This window comes from Conexibacter arvalis, assembly GCF_014199525.1.
Taxonomy (GTDB): Bacteria; Actinomycetota; Thermoleophilia; order Solirubrobacterales; family Solirubrobacteraceae; genus Conexibacter; species Conexibacter arvalis.
On the sequence record NZ_JACHNU010000007.1, the window covers coordinates 56,406 to 69,803 of the forward strand.

12 protein-coding genes are annotated in these 13,398 nt (G+C 74.2%); 6 read left to right on the plus strand and 6 right to left on the minus strand.

The window, feature by feature from the left end; translation table 11 throughout:
• Positions 1–12: 12 nt before the first annotated feature.
• Complete coding sequence (locus tag BDZ31_RS19770) at positions 13–1,749, minus strand: penicillin-binding transpeptidase domain-containing protein (protein WP_183344391.1); 1,737 nt, start codon at positions 1,747–1,749, stop codon at positions 13–15.
• A 369-nt stretch (positions 1,750–2,118) separates the two neighbouring features.
• Entirely contained in the window at positions 2,119–3,522 is a 1,404-nt protein-coding gene (gene pdxR, locus BDZ31_RS19775; protein ID WP_183344392.1) for a MocR-like pyridoxine biosynthesis transcription factor PdxR, read from the minus strand.
• A 184-nt stretch (positions 3,523–3,706) separates the two neighbouring features.
• Between pdxR and BDZ31_RS19780 the strand changes: the two genes are divergently transcribed.
• The gene (locus tag BDZ31_RS19780) at positions 3,707–4,579 is read left to right on the plus strand and encodes a hypothetical protein (RefSeq protein ID WP_183344393.1); all 873 of its coding nucleotides are present in this window, start codon (positions 3,707–3,709) and stop codon (positions 4,577–4,579) included.
• A 39-nt stretch (positions 4,580–4,618) separates the two neighbouring features.
• Here the strand turns inward: BDZ31_RS19780 and BDZ31_RS19785 are convergent, their stop codons facing one another.
• On the minus strand, positions 4,619–5,551 hold the full coding sequence (locus BDZ31_RS19785) for a class I SAM-dependent methyltransferase (protein ID WP_183344394.1): 933 nt from the start codon (positions 5,549–5,551) through the stop codon (positions 4,619–4,621).
• A 30-nt stretch (positions 5,552–5,581) separates the two neighbouring features.
• Here BDZ31_RS19785 and BDZ31_RS19790 point away from each other — a divergent pair, with 30 nt between their 5' ends.
• The 4 genes from BDZ31_RS19790 (at position 5,582) to BDZ31_RS19805 (ending at position 10,246) form a co-directional block, all read left to right on the plus strand.
• Entirely contained in the window at positions 5,582–6,355 is a 774-nt protein-coding gene (locus tag BDZ31_RS19790) for a class I SAM-dependent methyltransferase (protein ID WP_183344395.1), read from the plus strand.
• Positions 6,356–6,364: 9 nt separating this feature from the next.
• Positions 6,365–7,957 (plus strand): glycoside hydrolase family 57 protein, encoded by a 1,593-nt coding sequence (locus tag BDZ31_RS19795; RefSeq protein ID WP_183344396.1) that lies wholly within the window; start codon positions 6,365–6,367, stop codon positions 7,955–7,957.
• A gap of 131 nt (positions 7,958–8,088) precedes the next feature.
• Entirely contained in the window at positions 8,089–8,904 is an 816-nt protein-coding gene (locus BDZ31_RS19800; protein WP_221243205.1) for a DUF3800 domain-containing protein, read from the plus strand.
• Positions 8,905–9,043: 139 nt separating this feature from the next.
• Positions 9,044–10,246 carry a glycosyltransferase family 4 protein gene (locus BDZ31_RS19805; protein ID WP_183344398.1) on the plus strand — a complete coding sequence of 401 codons (1,203 nt, stop codon included), beginning with the start codon at positions 9,044–9,046 and terminating at the stop codon, positions 10,244–10,246.
• Positions 10,247–10,319: 73 nt separating this feature from the next.
• Here BDZ31_RS19805 and ahpD read toward each other — a convergent pair whose 3' ends face one another.
• Both ahpD and BDZ31_RS19815 read right to left on the minus strand, forming a co-directional pair.
• Entirely contained in the window at positions 10,320–10,862 is a 543-nt protein-coding gene (gene ahpD / locus BDZ31_RS19810; protein WP_183344399.1) for an alkylhydroperoxidase, AhpD family, read from the minus strand.
• Complete coding sequence (locus BDZ31_RS19815; protein ID WP_183344400.1) at positions 10,862–11,443, minus strand: peroxiredoxin; 582 nt, start codon at positions 11,441–11,443, stop codon at positions 10,862–10,864. Before BDZ31_RS19815 ends, ahpD begins: the two co-directional genes overlap by 1 nt.
• 104 nt (positions 11,444–11,547) lie before the next feature.
• Here BDZ31_RS19815 and BDZ31_RS19820 point away from each other — a divergent pair, with 104 nt between their 5' ends.
• Positions 11,548–12,519, plus strand: a complete 972-nt coding sequence (locus tag BDZ31_RS19820; RefSeq protein ID WP_183344402.1) for a hydrogen peroxide-inducible genes activator — start codon at positions 11,548–11,550, stop codon at positions 12,517–12,519.
• 8 nt (positions 12,520–12,527) lie between these two features.
• On the opposite strand, the gene BDZ31_RS19825 is transcribed toward BDZ31_RS19820, so the two are convergent.
• Entirely contained in the window at positions 12,528–13,340 is an 813-nt protein-coding gene (locus BDZ31_RS19825) for an ABC transporter permease (RefSeq protein WP_183344405.1), read from the minus strand.
• Positions 13,341–13,398 lie beyond the last annotated feature (58 nt).

The window sequence follows — 13,398 nt, forward strand, 5'->3', positions numbered from 1 at the left end:
GCCCCGGCGCGCTCAGCTGTCCCCGCTCGCCGCCACCTCATCGCGCGCCAGCGCGGCGAGCAGCAGCTCGCGGGCGACCGGCGCGGCCGTCCCGCCGCCGGTGCCGGCGCGCGTCAGCACGACCGTGACGACGGCGCGCGGGCGCTCCCCGTCGCCGGCGGGCGCGTAGCCGGTGAACCAGGCGTCGGTGTCGGTCGGGTCGTCCTCCTCCACGCACGGCTCGGCGCCCGGCTCGGGCTCGACCGGGCAGCGCTGCGTGACGCCCAGCTCGGCCGTGCCGGTCTTGCCGGCGACCTCGGTCCCGTCGATCGCCGCCGCGGTCCCGGTCCCGTCGCGCACGACGGCGCGCATCGCCGCCTGCACGTCGGCGGCGACCGCCGCGCTCGTCGCCCGCTGCGGCGGTCTCGCGCCCCTTCTGCGCGCCTGCGCGGCGGCGACCGCGTCGACGGTCAGGCGCGGGCGCCGGCCGTCGCGCGCGATCGCCGCGGTGACCACCGCGATCTGGAGCGCGGAGGCCGACACCTTGCCCTGGCCGATCGCCGTCGACCCGAGCGCGAGCGCGTCCTCGTCGCCGCTCACGGTCCCGACCGTCGAGGTCGCGGCGCCGGGCAGGTCGGGTGCTCTGCCGAAGCCGAAGCGGGCGGCCGTCGCGGCGAGGCGGGCCATCCCCAGCTGCGCCCCGAACGGCGCGAAGACCGAGTTGCAGGAGTGGGCGAAGGTCTCGTACAGCGTCCCGCCGCACAGCTCGCGATCGGCGTTCTGCAGCGGCGCGCCGTCGAGCAGCGCCTGCTGCTCGTGGGGGTAGACCGCGCGCTCGCTCGTGATGCCGGCCTCCAGCGCGGCGACGAGCGTGACGATCTTGAAGGTCGAGCCGGGCGGGCCGAGGCCGGAGAACGGGGTCCCGGCCCAGCCGAGCACGGCCCCGTCGCGCGGGTCGACGGCGACCGCGCCGCCGGGCCGGTCGGCCATCGCGGCGATCGCGGCGCGCACGACGCCGGGGTCGATCGTCGTGCGGACCGGCGGCGCCGGTCTCGGCGCCTGCGCCGCCAGCAGCCGGCCGCCGGCGGTCAGGCGCCCGCCCGGCGTGCCGCGCAGGCGGTCGTCGAGCGCGCGCTCGAGGCCGTTGACGCCGACCTGGGCACCGGGCGGCACGCCCTCGGCGCGCAGCGCCGCGGAGCGCTCGGCGTCGATCGCGCCGCCGGCGTCGGAGTCGGCGGCAGCGACCGCCGCGACCATCCCGACCGTCTCGGCCGCGACCTCGGCGACCGCCGCGTCCGGCGCCCGCTCGGGCCCGGCGGCGAGCACCGCGCCGTCGGCCGCCAGCAGCGACGCGCGCGGCGGCAGCTCGGTTCTCGCCGCGAGCCGCTCCCCGGGGCGCAGGCCGGGGAAGGCGAGGTGAGGGCTCCAGACGACGCCGTCGTCGCCGACCTCGATCGCCGTCTTCGCGCGCACCGTCCCGAACGCGCGCGTCGGGACGCGCAGCGTCGCCTCCGCGCCGTCGTCGGTCTCGCTGACGGCGAGCGCGTGGACCGGCCCGTCCGCCGTCGCCGTCGCGCCGGCGCGGGCGAGCGCGGCGCGCAGGTCGGCGACCGAGACCGCTCTGCTCGATCTCGGGTCGAGCAGGCGGTGCATCGCGCGCGCGTCGCCGCGCTCCCACGCCGCGACCCAGGCGCGGGCGCTCTTCAACCGCTCCGACTCGCCGCCGCAGCTGAACAGCAGGACGACGAGCGTGACGAGCGCGAGCAGCACGGCCGCGAGCGCGGCGCGCCGGCGCAGATGGACGGCGCTGGCGCGCTGGCGGCCGCCGCGGTCGGTGCCACGCGCGGGAGACGCGCTCGGCGGGCGCCCGCCGGCCGCGCGCGGACGCGCAGGCTCCTCCGCGTGCGATCGCGGCTCTCGGTCGGTGCGCCGGCGTCCCCCGCCGCGCTGCGGTGCGTCTCCCATGCCACTCCGTCGCGACTGCGGTCGCCGTTCCCCCGGGCCGATCGGTCCATCCGTGAACCGCGCCCGGCATGCGGGAACGTAGCAGCAGCGACGCATCCTGTGGTTGCGACCGCTCGCTTCGTGGCTCGTCGCGACCCGGCTCGCCGCCGGCGCCGGTGCAGCGGCGCTCGAGCGCTACCGCGCCGCGGCGGCCAGCTCCTCCGCGTAGACGGCGCCGAGCTGCGGGACGAGCCGCGCGATCGCCGCCTCGCTCAGACCGCCGTAGCCGAGCACGACGCCCGGCGGGCCCGGGGCGACGCGGAACCACGACAGGCCGTGGAGGCGCATGCCGCTGCGTTCGGCGCGCGCCAGCAGCGACCGCTCGTCGACCTCCTTGGGCAGCAGCGCGACGGTGTGGAGGCCGGCCGCGACGCCGCCGATCCGCCACGTCGGCAGATGCTCGGCGAGCGCGGCGACGAGCGCGTCGCGACGGGCGCGGTAGCGCGGGCGCATGCGGCGCAGGTGGCGGTCGAGCTCGCCGCGCTCGACGAAGTCGGCGAGCGCCAGCTGGTCGAACACCGGCGTGCCGAGGTCGTCGAGCGCCTTCTCGGCGCGGACGCCGTCGAGCAGCTCCGCCGGCACCGCCAGCCATCCGAGCCGCAGCCCCGGCGCGAGCACCTTGCTGGCGCAGCCGGCGTAGGCGACCAGCTCGGGCGCGAGCCCCTGCAGCGCGCCGACCGGCCCGCGGTCGTAGCGGTACTCGGCGTCGTAGTCGTCCTCGATCACGATCGCCCGCTCGCGGCGGGCCCACTCGAGCAGCTCGGCCCGCCGCCGCGGTCCGAGCACGCCGCCGAGCGGCGACTGGTGGGCCGGCGTGACGAGCGCGGCGTCGGCCGAGAGGCCGTCGAGCAGCTCGGTTCGCAGCCCCTCCGCGTCGACGGCGACCGGCACCGGCTCCAGTCCGCAGTGGGCGAGCACGCCGCGGTGGACCATGAAGCCGGGATCCTCGACGACGACCCGCCGCGCGCCGCGCCGCGCCAGCGCGCGCGCCACCAGCGCGACCCCCTGCGTCAGACCGGTCGTGACGACGAGCCGCTCCGGCGGCGCGCCGACGCCGCGGGCGCGGCCGAGGTAGCGCGCCAGCGTCGCTCGCAGCTCCGGCGCGCCGACCGGGTCGACATAGCCGTAGGCGGCGTCGGGCGCGTCGCGCGCGACCGTCCGCAGCGACCGGATCCAGGCGGCGCGCGGGAAGCCGGCGAGGTCGGGCATGCCGGGGTGGAAGTCCTCGGGCGCGCTGCGCGGGACGCGCGACGGCGGCACCGGCGGCTCGGGCCGGGCGGCGACCGCCGCGACGATCGTGCCGGCGCCGCGGCGTGTCGTCAGGTAGCCCTCGGCCGTCAGCTGCGCGTACGCCTCGACGACGACTCCGCGCGAGACGCTCAGCTGCCGCGCGAGCTCGCGCGTCGCCGGCAGCCGCGTCCCGGGCGCCAGCTGGCCGCCGCGGATGCCGTCGCGCAGCTGCTCCTCGAGCTGCACGTGGAGCGGAAGCGGTCCGCGGCCGTCGTCGCCGGCGCGGTCGAGCGTCAGCAGCAGCTCCACGCGGCCCCGTTCGCCTGGTCCCCTCGGCGGCGTGCGGATTGACCCTGTCGAGTGGTCCGCATCCGCCGTACCGTAGCGCGGCCGAGGGGGCGCTGCGGTGGCGATCGGGCGACGACCGCTGGCGCGCGGCCGCTCGCAGCGCTACCGTCAGGCGCTGACAGAGATCGCTCGACAGGGGAGACGGATGACGGTGACGCATGGGAGCGCCCGCCGGATGCGGACAGCGCTCGTGACGGCGGCGGTGCTCGCCGTGGCCGCGCTCGCGGCGGCCGCCGCGCCGGCGGGGGCGTTGACGCCCCCGCTGCCGCCGACGCTGACGCTCGCTTCGGAGGGCGCAAGCGCGATCGAACTGTGGCGCGCGCCGGAATGCAGGGACTACGTCCTTCCGCCACCTCCTCCCGAGCGCGGGCCGGTCGCCGTGGCGGCCACGTGCATCCTCCCCGAGTCGGAGGTGCCGACGGCGGTCGTCGCGACGCCGGGCACCGTCACGCTGCGCTCGAACCGCGTGCTCAGGTCGTTCCTGAGCGGATACCGACACGAGGTCCCGGGTGCGACCGCGCCGACCGCGACGCGCGTCGACGAGACGACGTGGGCCGTCGCGCTTCCGCAGCTTCCGACGGACACGTTGCTCTGGGTCGCGACCACGGACGCGGCCGGGGAGAGCGACACCTTCTACCTGCGGCTGCGGCAGCCGGCGGTCGTCGACCCGCCGGTGGTCGAGCCGCCGGTGGTCGAGCCGCCTGACGCGACGCCCAGCGCAGCGACGGTCACCATCGCGCGCTCCGGTCGCAGAGGCCGCGTGGCGACGGTCGTCGTGCGCGCGAGCGCGCCGGGCCGGCTGTCGACCTACCTGACGGTGAAGGGCAGACGGCGCAGCCGCGTCGTCAGAACGACCGTGTCGAAGGCCGGCACGGTGCGCGTGCGGATCCCGCTCGGGCGGATCTCGGTGAGAGCGCTCGCCGGCGCCGGCGGCGCCACCGCCGTGCTGAGACCGTCCGATGGCGGCAAGGCCGCCCGCGGCGTGGTGCGCTGGAGCGGCTCGTTCGGCAGACGCTGAGCGCGGGAAGGGCGCCGGCCAGGGGGCCGGTGCTCCCGCTCAGGCGCCCGGCTTGTGGGCCGCGATCAGCAGGTTGTAGAAGATCGCGGCCGGCAGGCGACCTTCGAGCAGCTTGTCGTCGAGCTTCTGGAAGGCGAGGTAGCCGCGGTAGGCATACTGCCGCCAGCGCCACGGCACGTCCTCGGGCTCGGCGGTCGCCTCCAGCACGCGGTTGGTCCAGCCGAACCAGTTGGCCGTCAGCTCCTCGCCGCGGACGTTCACGTCGGCGAAGCCGGCCCTGCGGGCGACGTCGGCGAGGTCGCCGGGCGCGAAGGCGTGGATGTCGACGAACTGCTCGAGCGCGTGGTCCTCGTGGTGGCCCTGCGAGCCGCCGTGGCCGTTGCCGGCGGCGCCGGCCGGGCGGGCTCTCATCAGCCACCGCCACGCCGGGGCGGCGAAGCCTGCGCCGCGCTTGGGGATCTGCGCGAGACGGTCGCCGTAGCGCGACGGCTCGCCGGCGAAGACGACCGTCCCGCCGGGGCGCAGCACGCGGAAGAACTCGCCGAAGGCGCGCTCGAGGTCGGGCAGGTGGTGGAGGACGGCGTGGCCCATCACGAGGTCGAAGGAGGCGTCCTCGAACGGGAGGTCCTCGGCGCCGGTGACGGCGGTCTCGACGTCGAGCCCCAGCCGCTGCGCGTTGCCGCGCAGCGTCTCCACCATCCCCGGCGAGATGTCGGTGCAGGTCGCCCGCTCGATCACGCCCGCCTGCAGCATGCAGAGCGAGAAGTAGCCGGTTCCGGAGCCGATCTCCAGCGCGTCGCCGAAGCCCTCGTCGAGGCGCCGGCCGAGCACCTTGCGCAGCTTCATCAGCACCTGCTGCTGGCCCGGCTCGCCGAAGTCGATGCCCCACTTGGCGTCGTAGCTGTCGGCGGCGACGTCGTGGTACTTCTCGTTGACGAGGCGGATGTCCTCGGCGGTGCTTGGAGCCTCCATAGGCCGCGGGAGTCTACGCTGTCGATCCTCATGGAGACCGCATACGTTCAGTCGAACCAGCCCAAGGGCGTCCCGCCGCTGGAGCTGACCGGCGAGCGCACCCTGCCCGACGTGCCGGAGGAGAACTACTGGTACCGCCGGCACCTCGTCGTCTACGAGTGGATCGCGGCGCGCACGATCGGGCAGCGGGTGGTCGACATGGCCTGCGGCGAGGGCTACGGCAGCGAGGTGCTGTCACGCGGCGCCCGCTCGGTCGTCGGCGTCGACGCCAACCCGGAGGCGCACGAGCACGCGCGGCTGCGCTACAGACGGCCGAACCTCCGCTTCGAGCGCGATCTCGTCGAGCGCTTCTCCGAGCCGTGCGACGCGGTCGTCTTCCTGCAGACGATCGAGCACGTGCAGAACCCGGGCGAGATCCTCGAGCACTTCAAGTCGATGCTGTCGCCGGGCGGCGTCGCCTACGTCTCCACCCCGAACCTGCTGACGCTCGCGCCCGCGGGCGCCGAGAAGTCCGAGAACCCGTGGCACGTGAAGGAGTACCGCGTCGAGGAGTTCCGCGCGCTGTGCGCGGCGCACTTCCCGCAGGTCGAGCTGCACGGCCTCTTCCACGCCCGCAAGCTGGCCGTCCACGAGTTCGCGATCAGACGGCTCGGCTGGGACGCGATCCACAGACGGCTCGGCTTCACGAGAGCGTTCTACGACCGCTTCACACCGGCGATCTCGGCGCGCGACTTCGCGCTGCGCGAGGGCGACGACGCGCTGCTGGCGCGCGCGCTCGACTTCGTCGCCGTCTGCCGCGCGTAGGGTTCGGGCATGACCGGGGCCGACCGCGGCGAGCTGGCGCTCGTCCTCCACACGCACATGCCCTACGTCGAGGGCTACGGGACGTGGCCGTTCGGCGAGGAGTGGCTGTGGGAGGCGATCGCGACCTGCTACCTGCCGCTGCTCGACGCGCTCGACGCCCACGGCGGCGGCAACGTGACGGTGTCGCTGACGCCGGTGCTCGCCGACCAGCTCGCCGCGCCCGGCGTCGCCGACCGCTTCGCCGCCTTCCTGCGCGACGTGCGGCGCGAGACCCACCGGCTCGACGTCGAGGGCTGCCGAGCGGGCGGCAAGGAGGCGTGGGCGCGCGAGCTGGAGCGGGCGGCCGGCGACTACGAGCGCGCGCTGGCGCGGACCGCGGCGCTCGGGGGAGACCTGCTGTCGGCGTTCGCGCCGCACGCTGCCTGGACCTCGTCGGCGACCCACGCCGTCCTGCCGCTGCTGGCGACCGACGCCGGCGTGCGCCTCCAGCTCGACACCGGCATCGCATCGCACCGCGCCCGCTTCGACGGGACGGTCGTCCCGACGTCCGGCGCCGGGCGCGCCGGCGCGGCCGCGTCCGGCGCCGCCGCGCACGCCGGCGCCTCCGCGGTCGGCACCGCCCCGGCGACGGCACGGCCCGGCGCCGCCCCCGCCCGCGAATGGCGCGGCGGCTTCTGGCTGCCCGAGTGCGCCCACGCGCCGTGGCTCGACCCGCTGCTGCAGGAGGCCGGCGTCCACGCGACCTGCGTCGACCTGACCGACGTGCTCGGCCGCGGCGCCGCCGCCCAGCTGACGCCGCTCCAGAGCGCCGACGGCCCGCTGCTCGTGCCGATCGACCGCGCGACGATCGAGCTGGTCTGGAGCGACGCCGGCTACCCGGCGCACGGCCTGTACCGCGACTACCACGCCTTCACGGTCCATCACCACCGCGTCTGGAACAACGCCGGCGGGACCTACGATCCGGCCGCCGCGCGGGCGCAGGTGCGCGTCGACGCCGCGGACTTCGTCGCCCGCACGATCGCCCGCCTCGACGCCGGCGCCGCGGAGCTGGGCCGCCCGGCGCTGGCGGTCTGCGCGATCGACACCGAGCTGCTCGGCCACTGGTGGTACGAGGGCGTCGACTGGCTCGTCGCGGTGCTGGAGGAGGCCGAGCGCCAGGGCCTCGCGATCGCCCACCTCGACGACGCGCTGGAGCGCCATCCGCCGATCCCGGTCACCGACGCGCTCGCAGCCGCCCCGGCTGCCGCCGCCGCCCGCGCGGCGGCCCGGCCCGCCGGCCAGCCGCGCGAGCTGCCGACGACCACCTGGGGCACCCCGCGCGACCTCTCCACCTGGGACGGCCCGCAGGTCGCCGATATCGCCTGGCGGCTGCGCGCGCTGGAGCTGCGCACGCTCGCCGGCCCCCGTCGGCCGGGGCCGCGCGCGCTGCGCGAGCTGCTGGCGCTCCAGGCGAGCGACTGGGCCTTCCAGGTCACCCGCGAGCTGTCGGGCCCCTATCCGCGCGAGCGCTCCGCCGGCCACGCCGCCGCGCTGGAGGCGGCGCTGGCCGGCGAGGAGGGCGACGGCACCGTCCGCGCCCTCGCCCCGTACCTGGCGCGCTGAGCTGGCTCGACTGATATTCTGACCGGGTCAGACATGACATGTCGCCGAACCGGTGCACCGGGCGGCAATCCTACGACCACAGTCACTGTGGTCGTAGTTGTTTTCGGGGCCAGGGAATGCACATCTGTTACGTGGACGAGGCCGGATGCACTGGGCGGCTGCCGACCGCTTCGTCACCGATCCAGCCGGTTCTGGTCATCGCTGGCATCGTCGTTGCTCACGACAGGCTGCGAGGCCTGACGAGCGACTATCTCGAACTCAAGCGGCACTTCTTTCCTGAACTGGCGCCTCGCAGTGGACTCGCGCTCGATGGAGTCTTGGAGGAGATCAAAGGCAACCGCCTGCGAGGAAGCGTCCGCAGCACGAGTCGACGGAAACGACGGCATGCGATCGGCGTGCTCGACACCTTCGTGTCGATTCTGGAACGTCACGAGGCGCGGATCCTGGGGCGGGTGTGGATCAAAGGGATAGGCAGGGAGTTCCGCGGAAGGCCGGTCTATACCTCGTCGATCCAGAGAATCTGCGAGTACCACCAGCGGTACATGGTTGAGCAGGACAGCGTCGGAATCGTGATCACCGACAATCGCAAAGAGGTGCTCAACGTCCCCGTTGCGCATTCCGTGTTCACGCAGAAGAACAGGATCGCGGGAGACCCCTACGGTCGCGTGGTCGAGATCCCCACCTTTGCTCACAGCCAGTGCGCGGTGGGGATCCAGATGAGCGACGTCTTGTGTTCCGCGATGCTGTTCCCACTTGCCACATACGGCTACTGCCTCGGGCACGTCGAGAGCATCCACGTGAGCTCGCGGTACGAAGAGCTGAAGACCCGGTTCGGCGATCGTCTCGAGAGACTGCAGTTCCGGTATCGCGACAACGGACGGTGGCGAGGCGGAATCACCGTGTCCGATGCGATCGCACAGCGGTCCAGCGTCCTCCTGTTTCGCTGACGTGAACGACGGGCGCCAGCGGTCGCTGCCCGCGCGCGCCCTCGCGCCGCACCTGGCGCGCTGAGATGCCCGGCGCCAACCCTTCACGGCTCCACTAGACTCCGCGCGTCCGGTCAGGTTGGCCGGCGAGCCAGCCCCCATGGCCGCGACCCGCATCCTCATCCTGTCCTGGGAGTACCCGCCGCTGATCGAGGGCGGTCTCGCGCGGCACGTGCGCAAGCTCTCCGAGCAGCTGGTGCAGCGCGACGTCGAGGTCCACGTGCTGACGCGCGGCGACGGCGTCAGCCCGATCGAGCAGGAGATGGTGGGCGTCCACGTCCATCGCGTCAGCGAGCCGCGCAAGCCGGCCGACCTCGACGAGTTCCTCAGCTGGATCGAGCAGATGAACGGCGACATGGTCGCCGCCGGCATCGAGCTCGGCGCGCGGATGTCGTTCGACCTCGTCCACGGCCACGACTGGCTCGTCGCGACGGCCGGCGAGGAGCTGTCGCGCAGGCTGCGCTGCCCGTGGGTCGTGACGATCCACGCGACGGAGTACGGCCGTCACCAGGGCTGGGTCGACAAGCATCCGCAGTCGCACATCCACGGCGTCGAGACGTGGATGGCCAACCGGGCCGACGCCGTCATCACCTGCTCGCACTACATGCGCGACCACGTCAGCGACATCTACGGCCTCGACGACCAGCGCGTCGCGGTGATCCCGAACGGGATCGACCCGCTCGACCTGCAGCCGGTCGAGGACCTCGACGCGCTGCGCGCCCGCTTCGCGGCGCCGCACGAGCGGCTGGTCCTCCTGGTCGGGCGGCTCGTCTACGAGAAGGGCTTCCAGATCGCGCTCGAGGCGCTCCCGGGGGTGATCGAGCGGCTCGGCGACGTGCGCTTCCTCGTCGCCGGCTCCGGCACCGCCGAGACCGAGCTGAGGGAGCAGGCCGAAGCGCTCGGGCTGCTCGATCACGGCACCTTCATGGGGTGGATCGGCGACGACGTGCTCCACTCGCTCTACCGCATCGCCGACCTGACGGTCGTGCCGTCGATCTACGAGCCGTTCGGGCTCGTCGCGCTGGAGGCGATGGCCTCCGGCTGCCCGACGATCGTCGCCGACACCGGCGGCCTGCGCGAGGTCGTCCCGAACGAGGAGGTCGGCCTCCGCTTCCGCTCGCGCGACCCGCGGTCGCTCGCGACGATGATGGAGCGGGTGCTGTCGGACGGCGCGCTGCGCGACCGCCTGATCGCCGAGGCGAGCGAGCACGTGCTGCGCTTCGACTGGGCCGACATCGCGCGCCAGACCGTCGCGGTCTACGGCGAGCTCGGCGAGCTGCGCCGCGGCCCGCTCGCGGTCTGAGGCGCGGGCGCGGCGGAGCGGCGGAGCGAGCGGCGGAGCGGCACCCGCGGGCGCCGCTCCACCGTGAGCGTCCTCAGGCGAGCGACGCGGCGCCGAGCGTCGCGTCGATCTCGACCGCCTGCGCGACGCCGGCGACGACCGCCGCGACGCGCAGCGCGTCGAAGACCTGCTCGCGCGTCAGGCCGGCCTCGCGCACGACCTGCTCGTGCGACTCGAGGCAGGCGCCGCAGCCGTTGATCGAGGAGACGGCCAGCGACCACAGCTCGAAGTCGACTCTGTCGACCCCGGGCTTGCCGATGATCTGCATCCGCAGGGAGGCGCGCAGGTCGTCGTAGGCGCCGTGCAGCAGGTGCTTGGCGCGGTAGAAGACGTTGTTCATCCCCATGATCGAGGCCGCGCCGAGCGCCGCGTCGAACGCCTCCTCGGAGAGGTGCTCGCGCGCCTCCTCGGCCAGCTCGGCCAGCGTCCGCTGCGAGCGGGTCGCGGCGGCGCTGGCGAGCACGGTCCCCCACAGCTGCTGCTCGGAGAGCGTCGAGCTGGAGGTGACCGAGCCGATGTTGAGCTTCAGGTCCTTCGCGTAGGCGGGCAGCGACCCGCGCAGCGTCTCGAGCGCCATCAGGCGGCGCTCATCAGGGCGCCGGCGTCGATCGTCGCCTCGCCCTTCTTCCAGTTGCAGGCGCACAGCTCGTCGCTCTGGAGCGCGTCGAGCACGCGCAGGACCTCGTCGACGTTGCGGCCGACCGAGCCGGCCGTGACCATCGCGAACTGGATCTCGTTGTTCGGGTCGACGAGGAAGGTCGCGCGGTCGGCGACGCCGTCGGCGTTGAGGACGCCGAGCGCGCTCGTCAGCTCGCGCTTGAGGTCGGAGGCCATCGGGATCGCGAGGTCGCGCAGGTCCTCGTGGTCGCGGCGCCACGCGTAGTGGACGAACTCCGAGTCGGTCGAGACGCCGATCACGTCGCAGTCGCGGTCGTCGAACTCCTCGGCGAGGCGGCCGAAGGCGGCGATCTCGGTCGGGCAGACGAAGGTGAAGTCCTTCGGCCAGAAGAAGACGACCCGCCAGCGGTCCTCGCCGACGTTCTGGCTGCTCACCGTCGTGAAGTAGTCCTCCGGCTGCTTGGCGTCGACGGAGGAGAGATCGCCGGGGATGACGGCCGTCAGCTCGTAGGCGGGGAACTGGTCACCGATGGTCAGCATGCGTGCTCCAACTGGTTCGAATCGAAGGGGGATACGACTGCGGGCAACCGTATGAGAGCGGCGCTGAGCTGAGAAATCGGCCAATCCGTCACAGTGTGTTCGCGATGACCGATCGAACTGCCCAGATCTCCCGCAAACACGGGAGATCCGCGCCGACGCTGGCGCAGTTGCGCGCCTTCGTGGCGGTCTGTGAGATGCGTCACTTCGGACGTGCGGCGGAGCGGCTCGGGATCGGCCAGTCGACGCTCTCGCAGGCGGTCGCGGCGCTGGAGGCCAACGCCGGCGCCCAGCTGGTCGAGCGCAGCACCCGGCATGTCGTCGTGACCGCCGTCGGGCGGCGGCTGCTGGCGCATGCGCGCGCCGCCGTCGCGGCCGCCGACGCCTTCGCCGAGGAGGCGGCCGGAGCCGGCGGGCTGCTGTCCGGGCCGCTGCGGCTCGGCCTGATACCGACGGTCGCGCCGTACCTGCTGCCGGCGCTGCTGTCGTGCGCGGCGCGCGAGGCGCCGGAGCTGGAGCTTGCCGTCCACGAGGAGCAGACCGAGCCGCTCGTCGCGGCGCTGCGCGCCGGCGAGGTCGACGCCGCGGTGCTGGCGCTGCCGCTGGAGGAGAGCGACCTGCGCGAGCTGCCGCTCTACGACGAGGAGCTGGTCGTGCTCGTCCCGTCCGGCCACGCCTGGGCCGGGCAGACCGGCCTCGCGCCCGAGGCGGTCGGCGAGGCCGGCCTGCTGCTGCTGGAGCCCGGCCACTGCCTGCGCGATCAGACGCTCGCGCTCTGCGGCGAGCAGGCCGCGGCGCGCGGCGCGGGGGCGGCGGCGAACGCGATCTCGCTGCCGACGATCGTCCAGCTCGTCGCCGGCGGGCTCGGCGTCACGGTCGTCCCGGCGACCGCCTTGCGGGTCGAGGCGCGCCGCGCGAGGGTCGCGACGGCGAGACTGGCCGGCGACCCGCCGCCCCGCCGCCGCGTCGGGCTCGCCTGGCGGGCCTCCTCGGCGCGCGAGGAGCAGTACGCCGAGCTGGCGGCGCTGCTGCGGCGCGGCGTCCGCAGCGCCCGCCTGCCGGTCCGCGCCGCCCGCTGACGGCCGCCTCAGTCGATCAGCCGTACGCGCAGCCGCCAGATCGCCAGCCGCCACATCGCGACGCCGAAGGCGATCAGGAAGGCGAGGTGGCCGAGGTCGGGCAGCGGGTCGATGCCCATCACGACCAGGTCGCGCACGAGCTGGACGCAGTGGTAGAGCGGGTTGACCTGCGCGATCGCCTGGATCGCGTCGGGCAGCCCGTCGATCGGGAAGAAGGTGCCGGCGATCAGGAACAGCGGCGTCAGCAGGCCGCTCTGGACGTAGTTGAAGTTGTCGATCGAGCCGGCGATCGCGGCGATCGCGACGCCGAAGGCGGCGAAGCCCGCGCCGGTCACGAAGCAGACGATCGGGACCAGCAGCGCCGTCCATTTCGGCGACAGCCCGAAGGCGATCGCGACCAGCAGCGGCGCGTTGCCGTAGACGCCGGCGCGCAGCCCGATCCAGAGGATCTCGGAGGTGGCGATCTCGTCGACGTCGACCGGCGCGGCGAGGAAGGCGTCGTACGTTCTCTGGAAGCGGTACTTGATGAAGGTCCCGTACATCGCCGGGAAGGCGGAGGAGAAGAGGACCGCCGTGGCGACGATGCCGGTGCCGATGTACTCCTTGTAGTCGAGCCCGTTGACGCTCGAGACGAGCGCGCCGAAGCCGAAGCCGAAGGCGAGCAGGTAGATCGTCGGGTCGACGACCGAGGAGAAGGTCGTCGTCTTCCAGTAGCGCGTGAAGATCGTCGCGTCGCGGCTCATCACCCCGAGCAGGGCGGTCGGCTCGATCCGCCGCATCCGGCGACGGCGCTTCGGCCGCGGCGGCGCTGCGACGCTCATGCGCCGGCCTCCCAAGCAGCCGGGAGAATGAGCCGCCAGGCGAGTTCTCCCAATGGAA

Bases quoted from the DNA above. Each gene is read 5' to 3' on its own strand.
- BDZ31_RS19820 (WP_183344402.1), top strand. From the start codon at position 11,548: ATGACCGATCGAACTGCCCAGATCTCCCGCAAACACGGGAGATCCGCG.
- ahpD (WP_183344399.1), bottom strand. From the start codon at position 10,862: ATGGCGCTCGAGACGCTGCGCGGGTCGCTGCCCGCCTACGCGAAGGAC.
- BDZ31_RS19795 (WP_183344396.1), top strand. From the start codon at position 6,365: ATGACCGGGGCCGACCGCGGCGAGCTGGCGCTCGTCCTCCACACGCAC.
- BDZ31_RS19825 (WP_183344405.1), bottom strand. From the start codon at position 13,340: ATGAGCGTCGCAGCGCCGCCGCGGCCGAAGCGCCGTCGCCGGATGCGG.
- BDZ31_RS19805 (WP_183344398.1), top strand. From the start codon at position 9,044: ATGGCCGCGACCCGCATCCTCATCCTGTCCTGGGAGTACCCGCCGCTG.
- BDZ31_RS19815 (WP_183344400.1), bottom strand. From the start codon at position 11,443: ATGCTGACCATCGGTGACCAGTTCCCCGCCTACGAGCTGACGGCCGTC.
- BDZ31_RS19790 (WP_183344395.1), top strand. From the start codon at position 5,582: ATGGAGACCGCATACGTTCAGTCGAACCAGCCCAAGGGCGTCCCGCCG.
- BDZ31_RS19785 (WP_183344394.1), bottom strand. From the start codon at position 5,551: ATGGAGGCTCCAAGCACCGCCGAGGACATCCGCCTCGTCAACGAGAAG.
- BDZ31_RS19780 (WP_183344393.1), top strand. From the start codon at position 3,707: ATGACGGTGACGCATGGGAGCGCCCGCCGGATGCGGACAGCGCTCGTG.